Raw genomic sequence first — 16861 nt, 5'->3', positions numbered from 1 at the left:
CCGGCCTGGGCAGCACCGGGCAGCGCCGGGCAGTACCGCCTCCCTCAGCCCGCGCTGGCCGCCGGGGCGAGGTGCTGGTGGGCCCAGCGGGCGAAGGTGGTCACCGGAACCCCGAGCGCCTCGGCGAACTCGGGGCGGGCCGGCTGGACGACGGCGTTGGTCCAGCGGTGTCCGGCTCCCCAGCCGGGCATCCCCGCCGCGAGGGCCTCCTCCAGCGTCATCGAGGGCACCGGTACGGGCACGCCCCACACCTCGGACAGCACCTCGGTGATCTGCCGGGTGGTGAGCAGGTCGCCGGCCAGTTCGAGTTCCACCTGGTGGAAGCGGTCGGGGTCCGCCACCGCGTGGGCGACGGCGGCGCCGATGTCCTGGCAGGCCACCAGTGCCACGGTGGTGTCCGGCTGGAGCACCGTCAGCAGGCCGCCCTCCGGGCCGTGGGGCGCGAGTTGCGGCAGGTTCTCCATGAAGAACGCGGGCTTGACCACGGTCCAGCGGGCGAAGCCCGCCGCGCGTACCCGTTCCAGGATGGCCTGCTTGGTGTCGAAGTACGCGCTCATGTCCGCCCAGTGGCCCTCCGCCCAGCCCGGGGTCTCGGTGTGGCGGCCGACTCCGCTGGTGGAGGACTGGACGAACTGGCCCACTCCCGAGGCGCGTGCCGCCTCGATCAGATGGAAGGCCTGGGCGCGTTCGGCGGCGAAGTCGACGCTGGTCTCGGTCATCGGCGGCATCTGGACCGAGAACACCGCGCGGACGCCCGCGCACGCCGGGTCCAGCGAGGACCGGTCGGACAGGTCGCCGGTCACCAGCTCGGCGCCGAGCGCCTCGACCGCCCGCGCCCGGGGGGAGTGCGGGTCGCGCACCAGTGCCCGTACGGGGGTGGCCCGGGCCAGCAGCGCCCGGGCGACGGCTCCGCCCTGGCGTCCGGTGGCGCCGGTGACCAGTACGGGGGCGGTGTCTGGGGTCATGGTGAGGTCTCCTCGGGGCACGGACAGCAAAACGGCGGGGTCCGCCGTTTCTCGTTCGCTACGATATGGCGGGGCCCGCCGTTTAGCAACGAGGAGAGCATGTGACCGGTCAACGCTCCGACGCGCGCCGCAACCGTCAGCGCATCCTCGCCGTGGCGGAGGAGGAGGTCGCCCGACACGGCGCCGCCGCCTCCCTGGAACAGGTCGCCCGCACCGCCGGCGTCGGCTCCGCGACCGTGCGCCGGCACTTCCCCACCCGGCAGGCCCTCCTGGAAGCCGTCTTCCGGGAACGCGTCCAGTCCCTGTGCGGGCGGGCGCGGGAACTGGTCGACGCGGACGACGGTCGCGGCGCGCTGCTGGACTGGCTGGGGGACTTCCTGGAGTACGCGGTCTCCGCCCGGGGGCTCGCCGACGCCCTCACCTACGAGCCCCCCACCGAGACCCCGGCCGACCACTCCTGTGGCGCGACGCTGGAGGAGGCGGCGGCCCCCCTGCTCCGGCACGCCCAGCGCGACGGTGCCGTGAAGCCGGACGTGACCTTCCACGACCTGGTCACCCTGGTCGCCGGTATCGCCCTGGCCACCGAGCACCACGCCCGCCCCGCCGTCCAGGCCGACCGCCTCCTGGCTCTCGCCGTCGAGGGGCTCAGCCCGACGGGCCCAGAACCCCACCGGAGGTCCCGCTGAGGCGCGGGCGCCCGTGATCCCGTACGTACCCGACTGATCTACGGTGACCGGATGGTGCGCGTACGGGAGATGACGGAAGCGGACATCGAGGGGGTCTCCACGGTGCGGGTCCGGGGCTGGCGGGCGGCCTACGCCGGCATGGTGCCCGCGTCGTACCTGGAGGGCATGACCGTCGAGGAGGACGCCCGGTCCCGCCGCTCGTGGTTCCGGCGCTCGTCTGGCCGGGTGCTCAACCTGGTCGCGGTCAACGACCGCGCCGAGGTGGTCGGTTGGGGCTGCCTGGGGCCTGAGCGGGACGAGGCGTCCCCGGGGGTGGGCGAGGTCTACGCCCTCTACGTCCACCCCGACCTCACCGGACACGGCATCGGTACACAGCTGGTGCGGGCTCTGCACTCCCGGGCCGTCGAGCGGGGGTTCGACACCCTGACGCTGTGGGTGTTCGAGGACAACCTCCGGGCCCGACGCTTCTACGCCTCCCACGGCTACGTCGCGGACGGCGGCACCCGGCGCGACACCTTCGGCGCCTTCGTCAACGGGGTGGTCACCGAACTGCGGTACCGGCGTACCGGGGAGTGAGGGGTTCCCCTCCCCGGTGCGGACCTCGCGGTACGGGCGTCGGGGCCCCGGTGGGCTCAACGCGGCGACCGGGCGCGGGAGTCGGGGAGGTGGACGGGGCGGGATCCGGTGGCCGGAGTCGGGGTCCCGGGAGGGCACTCCGGCCGGGGGCGGTGGCTCCTCGGGGTGGCGGTAAGGCCTTCGGTCAGGCCTTCGGTCAGGCCTCGCCGACCGGGGAGGCGGTGGCTTCCGGGGGAGTGCCACCCGGTACCGGACCGCCGCCTTCGACGCCGCTTACGGCGCCACCCTCCAGGACCTCCTCCACGAGCCGGCTGACGGTCGCCAGCCCCTCGGGGGACAACTCCAGGGCGCGCAGGGCGAGTTTGCGCACCTCCAGGTTGTGGGCGACCCGGGCCAGTTCGATCTCGGCGTCGGCGCTGGCGGGCACGGTCTTGTCCAGCAGGTAGGAGGAGGGCACGCCGAAGAACCGGGCGAGCGCGGTGAGGAGTTCGGTGGAGGGGTTCTTCTTGGTGCCCTTGCGCAGGGCGGAGAGGTAGGCGCCGCCGACGCGTATGGAGGGGTCGGCCTGCTTGACGGCGGTGGCGACCTCCTCGTTGGTGTACGGCGGCCCCAACGGGCCCATGGGCCGGACGCTGTCGAAGAGTCTGTCCAGGTTCTCGGCCAGGGTCGGTCTCTCCTCGGGGTCTGGCACCGCTCCCACCTCCACCGTTCGGTTTTTCACGGGCGGCATCTTAACGACCCTTAAGGGGAGGAGCTGTTGACAGTGCACAGCTCTGCAAACCTAGACTTGCAATTCGCAGGTGCTCAACTGCCAGTTGACGCCAGGACGATCGGAACGAACGACGGGGTCCCCATGAACGCACCTTTCGCGGCCGATGTCGGGGCCTGTCAGTCGCCCGGCCCCGCCGTGCTGGCCTCCTACGGCTCCGAGGTGCAACTGGACGTGATCGAGATGGTGACCCAGGTGGTCGAGCCGGAGGACCTGTGCTCCATGCTCCACCAGGTGTTCGGCTCCCAGCCCTTCCGTGACGGCGAGTGTGACCCGTACTGATGGCGTCGACCCTGATCGTGGACCCGCTCGACCTGCCCGGCGCCCCACCGCTCCCCGCCCCCGAGACGGGTGCCCGGTGGCTGCCCCCGGGTCCGGTGCACACCGCCGTACGGGCCGGCCGGTGGTGGGACGCGATACGGATGGGACAGGGGCGCGCCCAGCAGGTGCTGGACTGGTTCCGTGAGCAGGCTCCCCGGGGGAGCGCCCTGCCCGGCCCGGTGATCGCCGAGGTGGCCGGCCCCCGCTCCCGCGTCTACTTCCTGGTCCCGCCCACCACCGCGCGGCGCTGGCGGGAACCGGAGACCAGGGCCCTGGGGCAGGGCTCGTACGTGGTGGTGCCCCCGCTGGACAGCCGCTCCCACTCGCTGCACTGGCTGGTGCCCCCGGTCCCCGAACGCCGGTTGACCCCGCCGGACCTGTTGCGGCAGGCGCTGCGGACCTGACCTGGACGGTGCCGGGCGGACAAGCCCCGGGCGCGCGGGGCGGGTTGGGAGCCTGGGCGGACCACGACTGATGACCACGAGGGCTGTTGACTCTCCGTGCGGGCGGGTATCGATCAGGTAACTCGCAGCAACGAAGGGGTTCAGATGGCGATCAAGGGCGTGGACGTCTCCTCGTACCAACCCGTCGACTACAGCACCAAGGGTCTGGACTTCGTGTTCATCAAGATCACCGAGGGCCGTTCCTACACCAACCCCAAGTGGGTCGACCAGCGACAGACGGCGCGGGACGCCGGACTGGTCACCGGCTTCTACCACTTCGCGCGTTCGGGAAGCGTCAGTGGTCAGGCCGACTACTTCCTCTCCAAGATCAACCTGGTGGCCGGGGACATCCTGGTGCTGGACTGGGAGGACACCGGCGTCAGCAACGCGGACAAGGACGCCTGGATCAAGTACGTCCAGGACAAGCGGCCCGACCACCGGGTGCTGCTCTACTGCAACCGGGAGTACTGGCTCAACCGCGACACCACCTCCTTCGCGGGGGACGGGCTGTGGATCGCCGACTACGCGGCCGACGCCGGCAAGCCCCGTATCAAGGCCAAGTGGCGGTTCCACCAGTACACCGACAGCCCCATCGACACCAACGTCGGGGACTTCGACTCCCGGGACGCCCTCAAGGAGTGGGCCAAGGGGTAGCCGACAGCCGGCACCGCGGGGCCCCGGGACACCGGTGGTCCCACGGTGCCGGGCCGGCACCCGAACGTTCCCGCTCGGCCTACTTAGGGCCCCTTTGCGCCTCCCATCAGGGGTGATGGCGGACAGTCATCGAGAGCAACCTCACAGACGCCCCCGCTCATGCGGATCAAGGCGAGCCGGCTAGCCTCAGCACTATGACGGTCCTGCCAGATGACCTCCCCCTCGCCGCCGACTTCCCCGACGCCACCCGAGAGCAGTGGCAGCGCCTCGTGGAAGGCGTCCTGCGGAAGACCGGCGCCAGTGAGGCCACCGGAGAAGAGGCGGAGGAAGCCCTCGCCACCGACCTGGGCGACGGCGTGCGGACCCGTCCCCTGTACACCGCGCAGGACGCCCCCCAGGAGCCCCTGGGCCACCCCGGCTTCGCCCCGTACACCCGGGGCGCCCGCGCCGAAGGGGCGGTCGCCTACGGCTGGGACGTACGCGGCCACCACCAGAACCCCGACCCCCGCCGCGCCAACGAGGCGATCCTCGCCGACCTGGAGAACGGCGTCACCTCGCTGTGGCTCACCCTCGGCGGTTCCGCCCTCCCCGTCGACGCCCTGCCCCAGGCCCTGGACGGCGTCTACCTCGACCTGGCCCCCGTGGTCCTGGACGCCGGCCCCGAGTTCGCCACCGCCGGGCCGGCCCTGCTGGAGCTGTACGCCCAGCGCGAGGTGCCCGCCGCGTCGGCCCAGGGCAACCTGGGCGCCGACCCCCTCGGCCTGGCCGCCCGTACCGGCGACCACCGGGCGCTGGACGAGCACTGGGAGGCGGCAGCCGGACTGGCCCGGCGCTGTACCGCCGACCACCCCAAGGTCCGGGCCCTGACCGTGGACGCCCTGCCCTACCACGAGGCCGGCGCCACCGCCGTCGAGGAACTGGGCTGCTCGACCGCCGCCGGTGTCGCCGCCCTGCGCGCCCTCACCGCACGGGACCTGAGCCCCCAACAGGCCGCCGGACAACTGGAGTTCCGCTACGCGGCCACCGCCGACCAGTTCCTCACCCTCGCCAAGCTCCGGGCCGCCCGCCGCCTGTGGGCCCGGGTGGCGGAGGTCTGCCAGGTCACCGGCGACTCCGCCGCCCAGCGGCAGCACGCGGTGACCTCCCCGGTGATGATGACCCGCCGCGACCCCTGGGTGAACATGCTGCGCACCACCGTGGCCACACTGGGCGCCGGAGTGGGCGGGGCCCAGGCCGTCACCGTGCTGCCCTTCGACTCCGCCCTCGGACTGCCGGACGCCTTCGCCCGCCGTATCGCCCGTAACACCTCCACCATCCTGATCGAGGAGTCCCACCTGGCCCGGGTGATCGACCCGGCCGGCGGCTCGTGGTACGTGGAGCGGCTCACCGACGAACTGGCACGGGCCGGTTGGGAACGCTTCCGGGAACTGGAGCGCGACGGCGGACTGGCCCGGGCCCTGGCCTCCGGGGAACTGGAGCGCCGACTGGCGGACAGCTGGCAGCGACGGCGGAAGGCCCTGGCCACCCGACGCGAACCCATCACCGGAGTCAGCGAGTTTCCCCTGCTCGACGAACGGGAACCGGACCGCGACCCGGCGCCCGCCCCACCGACCGGCGGCCTGCCCCGGGTACGCCGGGACGAGGAGTACGAAGCCCTCCGGGCCCGCTCGGACGCCCACCGGGCCGCCACCGGCCAGCGCCCCCGGGTCTTCCTCGCCGCCCTCGGCTCGCCGGCCCAGCACACCGCCCGGGTGGCCTTCGCCAGCAACCTCTTCCAGACCGGGGGAGTGGAGGCCGTGCACCAGCCCACCACCGTGGACGCCTCCGAGGTGGCCGAGGCCTTCGCCGCCTCCGGCGCCGCGCTGGCCTGCCTGTGCTCCAGCGACGAGGTCTACCAGGAGCAGGCCACCGAGGTGGCAGGGGAGTTGAAGCGCGCCGGGGCCGCCCGGGTCTACCTCGCCGGCCGGCCTGGGGAGCACCGGCAGGAGTGGCGGGAGGCCGGCGTGGACGAGTTCGTGCACCTGGGACGGGACGTGGTCGAGATCCTCGGTACCGCCCTGGACACCCTGCAGGTAGCGTGATGACGACCCCAGCACACCAGTCGGAGCCGCTCATGAGCATCCCGGACTTCACCGACGTCGAGCTGGGAGCCCCCACCCCTCCCGGACCCGAGGACGCCCCCCGGTGGGAGGCCGCGCTCCAGGGCGAGGTGGGCAAGAGCGCCGACGACCTGGTGTGGGAGACCCCCGAGGGCATCGGGGTGCGACCGCTGTACACCGGGAAGGACCTCGACGGCCTGGACTTCCTGGGCACCTACCCGGGCATCGCCCCCTACCTGCGCGGCCCGTACCCGACGATGTACGTCAACCAGCCCTGGACGGTGCGGCAGTACGCCGGCTTCTCCACCGCCGAGGAGTCCAACGCCTTCTACCGCCGCAACCTCGCGGCCGGCCAGAAGGGGCTGTCCGTCGCCTTCGACCTGCCCACCCACCGGGGATACGACAGCGACCACCCCCGGGTGACCGGCGACGTGGGCATGGCCGGGGTGGCCATCGACTCGATCTACGACATGCGGCAACTCTTCGACGGCATCCCGCTGGACCGGATGAGCGTGTCGATGACCATGAACGGCGCGGTGCTCCCCGTCCTCGCGCTGTACATCGTCGCCGCCGAGGAACAGGGCGTACCGCCCGAGAAGCTGGCCGGGACCATCCAGAACGACATCCTCAAGGAGTTCATGGTCCGCAACACCTACATCTACCCGCCCCAGCCCTCGATGCGGATCATCTCCGACATCTTCGCCTTCGCCTCCCAGAAGATGCCGCGCTACAACTCCATCTCCATCTCCGGCTACCACATCCAGGAGGCCGGAGCCACCGCCGACCTGGAGCTGGCCTACACCCTGGCCGACGGAGTGGAGTACCTGCGCGCCGGACTCAGCGCCGGCATGGACGTGGACGCCTTCGCCCCCCGGCTGTCGTTCTTCTGGGCGATCGGCATGAACTTCTTCATGGAGGTCGCCAAGCTGCGCGCGGCCCGGCTGCTGTGGGCCAAGCTGGTCCGGCAGTTCGACCCGAATAACCCCAAGTCCCTGTCGCTGCGCACCCATTCGCAGACCTCCGGCTGGTCGTTGACCGCGCAGGACGTGTTCAACAACGTCACCCGCACCTGCGTCGAGGCGATGGCCGCCACCCAGGGCCACACCCAGTCGCTGCACACCAACGCCCTGGACGAGGCGCTGGCCCTGCCCACCGACTTCTCCGCCCGCATCGCCCGCAACACCCAACTGCTGCTCCAACAGGAGTCCGGCACCTGCCGGGTGATCGACCCCTGGGGCGGCAGCGCCTACGTGGAACGCCTCACCCACGACCTGGCCCGCCGTACCTGGCAGCACATCGAGGAGGTGGAGGCCGCCGGGGGCATGGCCAAGGCCATCGACGCCGGCATCCCCAAGCTGCGGGTGGAGGAGGCCGCCGCCCGTACCCAGGCCCGCATCGACTCCGGGCGGCAGCCGGTGATCGGGGTCAACAAGTACCGGGTGGACTCCGACGAGCAGATCGACGTCCTCAAGGTCGACAACTCCTCGGTCCGCGCCCAGCAGGTCGAGAAGCTGCGCCGACTGCGCGAGGAACGGGACGAGGACACCTGCCGCCGCAGTCTGGAGGCGCTCACCAGGGCCGCCGAGAACGGCCCCGGCCCCGGGCTGGAGGGCAACCTGCTGGCCCTGGCGGTGGACGCGGCGCGGGCCAAGGCCACCGTGGGCGAGATCTCCGACGCCCTGGAGAAGGTCTACGGACGCCACTCCGGGCAGATCCGTACGATCTCCGGTGTGTACCGAGAAGAAGCCGGACCCTCCTCAGGAGTGGAACGTACCCGCGCGCTGGTGGAACGCTTCGAGGAGGCCGAGGGCCGCCGCCCCCGCATCCTGGTCGCCAAGATGGGCCAGGACGGCCACGACCGGGGCCAGAAGGTGATCGCCACCGCCTTCGCTGACCTGGGCTTCGACGTGGACGTGGGCCCGCTGTTCCAGACCCCCCGCGAGGTCGCCCTCCAGGCGGTCGAGGCCGACGCGCACATCGTGGGCGTCTCCTCCCTGGCCGCCGGCCACCTGACCCTGGTGCCCGCGCTGCGGGAGCAACTGGCCGAGGCCGGGCGGGAGGACATCACCATCGTGGTCGGCGGGGTCATCCCGCCGCAGGACGTGGAGGCGCTGCACAAGGCCGGGGCGTCGGCGGTGTTCCCCCCGGGCACGGTGATCCCGGACGCCGCCCACGAGTTGGTGCGCACCCTGGCCGCCGAGCTGGGCCACGAGCTGTAGGCCATGGCGCGCGAGATCGACATCGACAGCTACGCCAAGGGCGTACTGGAAGGATCCCGGGCCTCGGTGGCCCGCGCCATCACCCTGGTCGAGTCCCGCCGCGCGGACCACCGGGAGCTGGCGCAGCGGCTGCTGGTCGAACTGCTGCCGCACACCGGGCGGGCCCGGAGGATCGGCGTGAGCGGTGTCCCCGGGGTGGGCAAGTCCACCTTCATCGACGCCCTGGGCACCCTGCTGACCGAGCGGGGACACCGGGTCGCGGTGCTGGCCGTGGACCCCTCCTCCACCCGTACCGGCGGGTCGATCATGGGTGACAAGACCCGGATGTCCCGACTGGCCGTCGACCCCTCGGCGTTCGTCCGCCCCTCACCCAGCGCCGGAACCCTCGGCGGGGTGGCCCGGGCCACCCGGGAGTCGATGGTGGTGATGGAGGCCGCGGGTTACGACGTGGTGCTGGTGGAGACCGTCGGGGTGGGCCAGTCCGAGACGGCCGTCGCCGGCATGGTGGACTCCTTCCTGCTGCTGTCCCTGGCCCGCACCGGCGACCAGTTGCAGGGCATCAAGAAGGGCGTGCTGGAGCTGGCCGACCTGGTGGCCATCAACAAGGCCGACGGCCCACACGAACGGGACGCCCGGGCGGCGGCACGCGAACTGGCCGGCGCCCTGCGGCTGTTGAGGTCGCCGGACGAGGTGTGGAACCCCCCGGTGCTCACCTGTAGCGCGCGGGAGGGCACCGGACTGGACACCCTCTGGGAACGGTTGGAGCGGCACCGCGAGGTGCTGGACGGTGCCGGGCTGCTGGCGGCCAAACGGCGCCAGCAGCAGGTGGAGTGGACCTGGTCCATGGTCCGCGACCAGTTGCTGCACCAGTTGCACGCGCACCCCGAAGTCCGCCGCCTCACCCCCGAGTTGGAGCGCCGGGTACGGGACGGGGAGCTGACCGCCACCCTGGCCGCCGACCGCCTGCTGGCCGCCTTCCGCGAACCCCCGGCCGACTCCGCGCCGTGACCGACGGCGACCGAGCCCTGGACCGGGTCGCCAAGGTCGGCCCTTTCTTCGCCGTCCGCCACGACCCGGGGGACCCCGGGGCCGAGGGCTACACCCCGCTGGCCGAGGTCCACGCCCACCCCGAACACGCGCTGGCCCGACGGGTCGCGGCGGTGTCCGCCACCGTGGGGGCGCCCGAACCCCGGGTGGCCGCCTCGTTGGTGTTCCAGGGGTTGGCCGCCCGACTGTGGTCGGTGTCCCTGGGGGCGGCCGTACTGACCGGGCTACGGCTGGAGCTGGACCCCGGGCTGCTGTACTGGAACCCCGACCAGATGGCGCCCGACGACCTGTGGCTGCCCCGTCCCCGGGGTGGCCAACTGGGCCGGCCCGCCGAGGCGTTGGGACACCAGGTGGTGGACGGCCACCTGGAACCCCTGGTCAGGGCGACCCGTTCCACCTGCCGGATCGCCGAGGGACTGCTGTGGGGCAACGCCGCCTCCGCGCTGGCCGGCACCCTGCGGGTGCTCGACCCCTGGTGCGCCCGCCACGACGCCGGGGACGTCCGTCGACGGGCCGTCGGGCTCGTGGCGGAGCTGCTGGACCGGCCACCCCTGCGGGGCCTGGGGGAGTGGTCCGACCCGGGGCGGGACTTCCGACGGCACAGCTGCTGCCTGTACTACCGGGTACCGGGCGGTGGCCTGTGCGGGGACTGCGCGCTGGCCCCCCGCCGGTGAGGGCGGCGCCCCCTCCTCCCGGCCACCCCTCGAGCTGCGGGCGCCACCCGGGGTTACGTCCGGGCCCGTGCTACGTAAGCTGTCCCACATGACCAATGAGCCGGAGATGCGCGCCTCCGACACCGAGCGGGAACACGTCGCCGAGAGGCTGCGGGAAGCCGCGGCGGACGGCCGCCTGGACATGGACGAGTTCCAGGAACGGCTGGACCTCGCCTTCCAGGCCCGTACCCGGGGCGAGTTGGAGCCCCTGGTACGCGACCTTCCGGCCACCACCGGCTCGGCCGCCCCGGAGGCCCGCCCCGACGACCGCTGGGGTGCCCGGATCGGCGGCCGGCCCCACAACCGGTACCTGGTCGGCGTCCTCGGGGGCTTCTCCCGGCGCGGGATGTGGACCGTGGCGCGGAAGCTGACCGCGCTGACGGTGATGGGCGGCGGCGAAGTCGACCTGCGCCAGGCCGACTTCGAGGACCGCGAGGTGGTGATCCGCTGTGTCGCCGTGATGGGCGGGATCGGCGTGGTGGTACCGCCGGGGGTGGGGGTGGACGTACGCGGCATCGGCATCATGGGCGGCTTCGACCAGACCACCACCAAGCCCGCCGACCCCGGGGCGCCCACCGTGATCGTCACCGGCTTCGCCTTCTGGGGAGGGGTCGGGGTACGCCGGGCCAAGGCCAAGGAGATGGCCAAGCTGGAGGTGGAGCGCCCCCGCCTGGAGAAGGGTGGAAAGCACCTGGGCGAGGGCGGGAAACACCTGGGCGGCCACGGCGGTGGCTCCCACTGACCGGCGGCCGGGGCGTTGTCGGCGCCCTGTGGTGGGATGGGCGCCATGAACGTTCTGGCCTCCTCGGTACGTGACTCCTGGCACCGGATCGACGCGTGGACGCGTACCCACGCCCCCGCCTCCTTCGAGGCGCTCGCCCCACCGGCCGATCCCCGGCAGGTGGCGGAGGCACAGACCACCATGGGGGTGCGCTTCCCGCCCGAGCTGGTGGCCTCGCTGGAGTGCCACGACGGACTGCGCTGGTGGGTCAACATGTTCCCCGGCCAGCCCCCGTCCCGGGTGGCGGCGATGGTGGAGCACTGGCGGATGTGCGTGGAGATCAACGAGGACCTGGAAGGGGAGGAGCACCCCTTTGCCGGTGAGGAGCCCTGGTGGCATCCGCTGTGGATCCCCTGGGCGCAGGTCGACGGCGACGCCCAGATCATCGACATGCGCCCGGGACCGGAACAGGGCCGTCTGGGCATGGCGTACCACGACGAGGGCGGCGTCTTCCGCGACGCCTGGCCCCACCTGGCCGCCTATCTGGAGGACGTGGCCGACGTGCTGGAGCGCGGGGGCACCGTGGGCTGGATGAGCCCCTATCTGACGGCTGAGGGCGAGCTGTGGTGGGACAGCCGCCCCGAACCCAGACTGCGCGGCGTACCGCTCACCCCCGCCCCCACCTCCTACTGAGGCCCCGGTCCGAGAGCCCGAACCGGCGCCTGCGCCAGCTCGCCCCCGCCACGGCCGGTGGGGGACGCGAACCACAGGGGCAACCCCGGGTGAGCGGGATCGGTCAACGGCCCACCCGCGTACGGGCGTTACCGCGCCCCGGACGACTTCGGGCGACCTCGTACGCCCTCCGGGCGGAGCCTGTCGCCGAAGGTTCAGCTCCGAGGGCGCCGACCGAGCCGCGAGGGCGGGTCGGGCTCGATCCGCAGGGTGGTGATCACCGTGGCGAGCATGGAGTAGTGGCCGACCACCATGCAGAACTCGATGGCCGCCCGCTCGGTGATGTGCCGGCGCAGCGCCGCCCAGTGGGCGTCGTCCAGGTCGCCGTCCGCCACCAACTGGTCGGTGGCCCGCAGCAGGGCCCGTTCCCGCTCCGACCAGCCCTCGGCCTCCGGGCCCGCCACGATCCGGTCCACCTCCTCGGGGGTGATCCCGGCCCGCCGACCCAGCTTGCGGTGGTGCTCGAACTCGTAGGCGCAGCCCTTCTGATGGGCGACCCGCAGGATCAGCAGCTCGGTGATCCGGCGCGGGAGGATGCCCCCGGGCATCAGCTTGCCCGCGAAGTGCAGCCAGCCCCGGAACAGCGACCGGTGCCGCCCCAGGGTGAGGAACAGCGCGGGTGGGGCGGTACGCAGGGTGAGCCCGGCCCCCCGGGCGAACAGCCAGGTGGCCAGGCCCACTTCACGGCGGTCGCCGGGACGGATCCGGGCGCTCACGGCCGTGACCCGGGCTGCTCGGTGGTGAACGGGACCTGTTCCTCCCGGGCGGTACGCAGCGCCTCCTCGACCTGGAGGCGTCGGGCGAAGCGGTCCACCACCCGTTGGGCCACCGGCCTGGTGGTGGCGACCGGGCCGGCCCACCAGGGGGCGACGATCCGTCGGGAGCGCCAGGCGATGCCCCGCTCCAGGGCGTCGATGCCGACCGAGAGCGGCGTCAGCCGGGACAGCGAGCCGCCACCGGTCATCAGTGCCGCCGCGCGGGTGCCGAAGCCCCGGGTGGTCATGTCGGTGTCCAGCTCGGCGAAGTAGGCCACCCCCACCTTGGCGCCGCTGGGGGCCATCTCGACCCGCGCGGTGTTGCCCAGCGCCTCGACGGCGGCCTTGGAGGCGCTGTACCCGCCCATCAGCGGCAGGTGGACGGCGGCCCCGAGGGAGGAGACCAGCAGGGCGTAGCCCCGACGGTGGCTGACGTGGGGGCCGGCCGCCCGGAGGGTGTGGTAGGCGCCCAGCACGTTGACCCGGAGCATCCGCTCCAGGGTCTCGGGGTCGCCGCCCAGCAGGGGGAGCTGTTTGGCGATGCCGGCGTTGGCCACCACCACGTCCAACCCGCCCAGGGAGTCGGCCAGTTCGCCGACCACCCGTTCGCTGGCGTGGTGGTCGGAGACGTCCAGCTCCCGCCATTCGGCGTCCACCTCCCGGGCCACCTCGGCCAGGGCGTCCGGTTCCAGTCCGGCGAGCGCCAGCCGGGCGCCCCGGGCGTGCAGTCGACGGGCCAGCGCGGCCCCGATCCCGCGAGCCGCGCCGGTGATCAGCACGCGTCTGCCGGTCAGGGGCGGGGGAGTGGTGGTGAACATCTGCGCAAGATACCAACGGGTAATGCCACGGGGATAGAGCTGGATACGCGTGTGTATCGTCTCCGCCCGACTCCTCCCCGGGAGGTCAGCGCGCTCCCCGGGCCAACTGGACCAGCCGGTCCAGGATCACCCCTCCGTCGGCCCGCAGCCCGTTGTGCTCGTACTCGTTGGTGAGCCAGGTCCGCATGGTCGGGATCATGGCGGCGGTCTCCTCGGAGAACCCCCGCTCCACATAGGGGTCCTCGGCGTAGATCGCCGCCGCGCACGGCACCTCGCAACCGCGCAGCGCCCGCTCGTCGTACAGCCGGGGCCAGGGGTGTTCGGCCAGCAGCTCGGCCGCCTCGGCCAGTGGGGCCAGCTCGGGGTAGTCGGTGAGCATCCAGGGGAACAGGTGCTCCCCGGTGAGCAGGGTGGGGTCCTCCTCGAAGCTCCTCGGACGGGTGCGGTGCGCCGACCAGCGGGTGGCGTGCCCGTCCGCGTAACCCGCCTCGTGGACCAGTACGAACAGCGGGTTGCGGGAGCTGAAGGGCAACATCCCGGCCAGGTCGTGGGCGAAGGCCGGCGAGTCGGGGTCGCGCTCCAGCAGGTAGTGCAGGTGCTCCGCGCCGTCGCTGGCCCCGAGGGCGTTGCCGATCTGCCGGAACCTGCGGGCGGTCACCGCCTCCCCGTTCGGCAGTCGCACCCGTCCGGCCTCCAGCCGTTCCACCAGGGCCCGCACCCGGTCCCGGTCCCGCGGGTAGCGGCGGTAGTACCGCTCGTTGCGCTCCTCGATGATCCGCCAGGTGCGCTGGTAGACCTCGTCCGGGTGCCGGCCCACGGGCGGCACCCCACCGGTGACGAACGCCTCCCGCAGCCCCTCGGGCGCGGCCGACAGGTAGCGCAGCACACAGAACCCGCCGAAGGACTGGCCCAGTACGCTCCAGCGCTCCACCCCCAGCGCGGTACGGATCCACTCGGCGTCCGCCACGATCGAGTCGGCCCTGAAGTGCCGTAGATAGGCGGCCTGTTGGGCCGGCTCCCACCCGTCCAGGGTGCCCACCGGGGTGGAACGCCCGGTGCCCCGCTGGTCCAGCAGCAGTACCCGGTAGTCCTCCAGGGCCCGGCGCAGCCAGGCCGGCGAGGAGGGGGCGGAGGTGGGGCGGGGAGCCTCCTGTCCGGGGCCACCGTTGAGGAACACCAGGTAAGGGCGGTCCAGCCCGTCCGGCGCGGCGACCTCCCGGGCGAACACCGTGATCTGGTCGCCGTCCGGCCGCTGGTGGTCGAGGGGCACGCGGAACTCGCGCTCGACCAGCACGAGTCCGGGAACGCGAAGGGTGGTGGTCTCCATGGGCGGATCCTCCCAGCCGGTGCCGGCCACCGCACGCGCGTTTCCCCGAGGTGGGGCCGCTTGGCGCGGTCCCGGCGCACGGGCCTCGCGTCCCTCCCCGGGGGCCCAGGCCAGCGGTGGACGGTCCACGCCGGCTGGCGGACCGGGCGTGGTCGGCCGGGTGATCGTGGGGTGAGCGGACGTGGGACTGGGGCGCTCCCGGCCGGTCGGCCGGCGCACCCGCTGGCCCCGGCCGCCGTCGGTCCTCCCGGTTCGGGCGGTTCCCGTGGTGAACGGCGGCCGGGGTCACGAGGCTCAGGGTGCGATGCCCACCCCGTCGACACGGCTCCAGGCCCGTTCCCGCGCGGCACTCATCGCCGGCCAGCGGGTGCCGCCCGGGCGGGGCTCGACCCGGGAGGCGTAGGAACCCGGTACGAAGTCAGGGGCGTAGTGGCACCCGCTGTCGTACTTCTGGTCGAACGCGGGGCAGGAGCGGGCCAGCGAGCGGGGCGTGGGCCGGTGTCCGGTGCGGGTCCAACTCTCCAGTGCGGCCAGGGAGTTGGCGTACTCGGCGTCGCTCAGCGCGCTGTGTTCGGTCTCCGTGGTGAAGCTCTGCGCCAGCAGCCGTGAACGGTGCGCGCCCCGCACCGTCTCCCGGTACGCCGACTCGTGCTCCACGAAGGCCGTGGGGTCGTCGATGGCGTGCAGGGTCAGTACCGGTACCGGAATCCTCCCGGTCAGGTCGCTGTCGTAGGACAGGTCCCGCACGGCGGTGGGGTCCGGGGAGAACCGCTCCACACCCGCGTTGAGCGCCCTGTCGTCGTGGGAGCCGGAGTACCGCACCCCCCGGTTGCCGAACGGGTTGCGGCCTCCGAGCCGTTCGTGCACCAGGTCGCGGAAGGTGAAGGTGGCGAAGTTGAGGTGGGAGGCGAGGGACCGTTCCGGTACTCCGGTCACCGCCAGGATGTCGTCCAGGTTCCGCTGCTGGCCGGTGCTGCGCTCCTCCTCGGGGGAGGCGTACCCGGTGCACTCCTGGAGACGGTCGCGCAACTGGGCCGGGGTGAGCGTGGAGTCCTTCGGCAGCCCCTGCCACAGCGGGTAGGAGGGCTCCGAGGGGCGGGGGTGGTTGTGGCAGTAGTACTGGTAGACCGCGCGCAGGTCCACCCGGTAGTCGTAGCCCCGCGAGCCGCCGCCCAGCACCCCGCTGGTCAACAGCGCCCCGTCGTAGCCGCCGTGCCGGCCCCGGCTCTCCAGGAGCTTGGCGGCCACGTTCCCGCCCCAGGACTGGCCGTGCAGGAAGGTCTGGCGCGGACGGCCGAACTCCCGCGTGAACAACCGGCGGAGGTTCTCGGTGTCCTCGGCCGCCATCCGTGTGCCGTATCCCCCGCGCCGGTACGAGGAGCCCGCCCAGGCGTAGCCCTCACGCACCATCACCGACCAGCGGTCCAGGTCCTCGGCGGAGCGCTCCGGGTCCGACCCCTCGCCCAGGTCCGGGCCGCCGTGGGCGTGCACCACCAGGGAACCGCGCCACTGGTCGGGGACGGCCACGCTGTAGTGGGCGCCGGCCGGCCCCACGCCCCGGTAGCAGGTGGCCGTACTGGCGATCGCCTCGGGACACGGGGCCTCCTCGGGCCCGGAGGTCGCCGAGGTGGCGGCGGGCGCGGACAGCAGGGTGCCGGCCAGGAACACCGCGACCCCACCGCCCACCACCGCGCGCCGCCGGTGTGTTGACGCTCTTTCGGAAGTCCTGTCGGACGGCCTCTCGGGCACTGTCCCGGGACGGGGCCCGTCCTCGTTCCCCGTGGCCGTACCTGCTCTGCTCACCGGAGCCACCCTCTTTCGACGTCGGGTACCGCCGTGACCCGGCGCCGTATGTGACGCCGCCGCGCGGTGCGCTGATGCTAGGGAGGGCGCCCCGGGGAAACCCACGGCCGCGTCGATTGCGTTCATACTGTTCACGGGCGTGCCCGAAGTCGTACGGGCGGCCCGGGGGCCGCTTCCCACGGCCGGAAGTGCGCGCCGGGTGGCCGAGGACCA

Annotated in this window: 17 protein-coding genes; 11 read left to right on the top strand and 6 right to left on the bottom strand. The window is 72.9% G+C overall.

From position 1 onward, the window contains the following. Positions 1-44: 44 nt before the first annotated feature. Positions 45-965 (bottom strand): NmrA family NAD(P)-binding protein, encoded by a 921-nt coding sequence (locus ABZT14_RS15600; RefSeq protein WP_356302003.1) that lies wholly within the window; start codon positions 963-965, stop codon positions 45-47. A 101-nt stretch (positions 966-1066) separates the two neighbouring features. Between ABZT14_RS15600 and ABZT14_RS15595 the strand changes: the two genes are divergently transcribed. Both ABZT14_RS15595 and ABZT14_RS15590 read left to right on the top strand, forming a co-directional pair. Then, positions 1067-1651, top strand: coding sequence for a TetR/AcrR family transcriptional regulator (locus ABZT14_RS15595; protein ID WP_356302001.1), 585 nt, complete (start codon positions 1067-1069; stop codon positions 1649-1651). Between the two features lie 51 nt (positions 1652-1702). Continuing rightward, positions 1703-2227: a GNAT family N-acetyltransferase gene (locus ABZT14_RS15590; RefSeq protein WP_356301998.1), complete on the top strand. Its 525-nt coding sequence runs from the start codon at positions 1703-1705 to the stop codon at positions 2225-2227. 196 nt (positions 2228-2423) lie between these two features. Here the strand turns inward: ABZT14_RS15590 and ABZT14_RS15585 are convergent, their stop codons facing one another. After that, positions 2424-2918 (bottom strand): XRE family transcriptional regulator, encoded by a 495-nt coding sequence (locus ABZT14_RS15585; RefSeq protein ID WP_356301995.1) that lies wholly within the window; start codon positions 2916-2918, stop codon positions 2424-2426. Between the two features lie 162 nt (positions 2919-3080). Between ABZT14_RS15585 and ABZT14_RS15580 the strand changes: the two genes are divergently transcribed. The 9 genes from ABZT14_RS15580 (at position 3081) to ABZT14_RS15540 (ending at position 11906) form a co-directional block, all read left to right on the top strand. Beyond that, positions 3081-3278, top strand: a complete 198-nt coding sequence (locus ABZT14_RS15580) for a hypothetical protein (RefSeq protein WP_356301992.1) — start codon at positions 3081-3083, stop codon at positions 3276-3278. Further along, positions 3278-3721, top strand: a complete 444-nt coding sequence (locus ABZT14_RS15575) for a hypothetical protein (RefSeq protein WP_356301989.1) — start codon at positions 3278-3280, stop codon at positions 3719-3721. Before ABZT14_RS15580 ends, ABZT14_RS15575 begins: the two co-directional genes overlap by 1 nt. Positions 3722-3865: 144 nt before the next feature. Continuing rightward, positions 3866-4414 (top strand): GH25 family lysozyme, encoded by a 549-nt coding sequence (locus tag ABZT14_RS15570; protein ID WP_356301986.1) that lies wholly within the window; start codon positions 3866-3868, stop codon positions 4412-4414. A 194-nt stretch (positions 4415-4608) separates the two neighbouring features. Next, positions 4609-6495 (top strand): methylmalonyl-CoA mutase subunit beta, encoded by a 1887-nt coding sequence (locus ABZT14_RS15565; protein WP_356301983.1) that lies wholly within the window; start codon positions 4609-4611, stop codon positions 6493-6495. Further along, a complete protein-coding gene (scpA, locus tag ABZT14_RS15560; RefSeq protein WP_356301981.1) occupies positions 6495-8732 on the top strand; it encodes a methylmalonyl-CoA mutase in 2238 nt (745 codons plus the stop codon). Before ABZT14_RS15565 ends, scpA begins: the two co-directional genes overlap by 1 nt. Positions 8733-8735: 3 nt before the next feature. Continuing rightward, on the top strand, positions 8736-9740 hold the full coding sequence (gene meaB / locus ABZT14_RS15555) for a methylmalonyl Co-A mutase-associated GTPase MeaB (protein ID WP_356301978.1): 1005 nt from the start codon (positions 8736-8738) through the stop codon (positions 9738-9740). Then, complete coding sequence (locus tag ABZT14_RS15550) at positions 9737-10453, top strand: (2Fe-2S)-binding protein (RefSeq protein WP_356301975.1); 717 nt, start codon at positions 9737-9739, stop codon at positions 10451-10453. The genes meaB and ABZT14_RS15550 overlap by 4 nt, the downstream gene beginning before the upstream one ends. Before the next feature lie 88 nt (positions 10454-10541). Further along, positions 10542-11234, top strand: a complete 693-nt coding sequence (locus ABZT14_RS15545) for a DUF1707 domain-containing protein (RefSeq protein WP_356301973.1) — start codon at positions 10542-10544, stop codon at positions 11232-11234. 45 nt (positions 11235-11279) lie between these two features. Beyond that, on the top strand, positions 11280-11906 hold the full coding sequence (locus ABZT14_RS15540; protein WP_356301970.1) for an SMI1/KNR4 family protein: 627 nt from the start codon (positions 11280-11282) through the stop codon (positions 11904-11906). 194 nt (positions 11907-12100) lie between these two features. On the opposite strand, the gene ABZT14_RS15535 is transcribed toward ABZT14_RS15540, so the two are convergent. The 4 genes from ABZT14_RS15535 to ABZT14_RS15520 form a co-directional block, all read right to left on the bottom strand. Further along, positions 12101-12661, bottom strand: a complete 561-nt coding sequence (locus ABZT14_RS15535; protein ID WP_356301967.1) for a carboxymuconolactone decarboxylase family protein — start codon at positions 12659-12661, stop codon at positions 12101-12103. After that, a complete protein-coding gene (locus ABZT14_RS15530) occupies positions 12658-13518 on the bottom strand; it encodes an SDR family NAD(P)-dependent oxidoreductase (RefSeq protein WP_356301964.1) in 861 nt (286 codons plus the stop codon). The genes ABZT14_RS15535 and ABZT14_RS15530 overlap by 4 nt, the downstream gene beginning before the upstream one ends. An 85-nt stretch (positions 13519-13603) precedes the next feature. Next, positions 13604-14845 carry an alpha/beta fold hydrolase gene (locus ABZT14_RS15525; protein WP_356301961.1) on the bottom strand — a complete coding sequence of 414 codons (1242 nt, stop codon included), beginning with the start codon at positions 14843-14845 and terminating at the stop codon, positions 13604-13606. A gap of 294 nt (positions 14846-15139) precedes the next feature. Then, positions 15140-16495 (bottom strand): hypothetical protein, encoded by a 1356-nt coding sequence (locus ABZT14_RS15520; RefSeq protein ID WP_356302267.1) that lies wholly within the window; start codon positions 16493-16495, stop codon positions 15140-15142. Positions 16496-16861: the final 366 nt, after the last annotated feature.

Origin of the sequence: Streptomyces sp. NPDC005438 (assembly GCF_040606315.1) — a bacterium.
Lineage (GTDB): Bacteria > Actinomycetota > Actinomycetes > Streptomycetales > Streptomycetaceae > Streptomyces.
Note: the sequence above shows the minus strand (reverse complement) of the source record. Positions and strands in the feature narration are given on the sequence as shown.

Excerpts from the sequence above, each read along its gene's own strand:
- ABZT14_RS15590 (WP_356301998.1), top strand. The coding sequence starts at position 1,703 with ATGGTGCGCGTACGGGAGATGACGGAAGCGGACATCGAGGGGGTCTCC.
- ABZT14_RS15545 (WP_356301973.1), top strand. The coding sequence starts at position 10,542 with ATGACCAATGAGCCGGAGATGCGCGCCTCCGACACCGAGCGGGAACAC.
- meaB (WP_356301978.1), top strand. The coding sequence starts at position 8,736 with ATGGCGCGCGAGATCGACATCGACAGCTACGCCAAGGGCGTACTGGAA.
- ABZT14_RS15600 (WP_356302003.1), bottom strand. The coding sequence starts at position 965 with ATGACCCCAGACACCGCCCCCGTACTGGTCACCGGCGCCACCGGACGC.
- ABZT14_RS15570 (WP_356301986.1), top strand. The coding sequence starts at position 3,866 with ATGGCGATCAAGGGCGTGGACGTCTCCTCGTACCAACCCGTCGACTAC.
- ABZT14_RS15580 (WP_356301992.1), top strand. The coding sequence starts at position 3,081 with ATGAACGCACCTTTCGCGGCCGATGTCGGGGCCTGTCAGTCGCCCGGC.
- ABZT14_RS15575 (WP_356301989.1), top strand. The coding sequence starts at position 3,278 with ATGGCGTCGACCCTGATCGTGGACCCGCTCGACCTGCCCGGCGCCCCA.
- ABZT14_RS15540 (WP_356301970.1), top strand. The coding sequence starts at position 11,280 with ATGAACGTTCTGGCCTCCTCGGTACGTGACTCCTGGCACCGGATCGAC.
- ABZT14_RS15565 (WP_356301983.1), top strand. The coding sequence starts at position 4,609 with ATGACGGTCCTGCCAGATGACCTCCCCCTCGCCGCCGACTTCCCCGAC.
- scpA (WP_356301981.1), top strand. The coding sequence starts at position 6,495 with ATGACGACCCCAGCACACCAGTCGGAGCCGCTCATGAGCATCCCGGAC.
- ABZT14_RS15530 (WP_356301964.1), bottom strand. The coding sequence starts at position 13,518 with ATGTTCACCACCACTCCCCCGCCCCTGACCGGCAGACGCGTGCTGATC.
- ABZT14_RS15525 (WP_356301961.1), bottom strand. The coding sequence starts at position 14,845 with ATGGAGACCACCACCCTTCGCGTTCCCGGACTCGTGCTGGTCGAGCGC.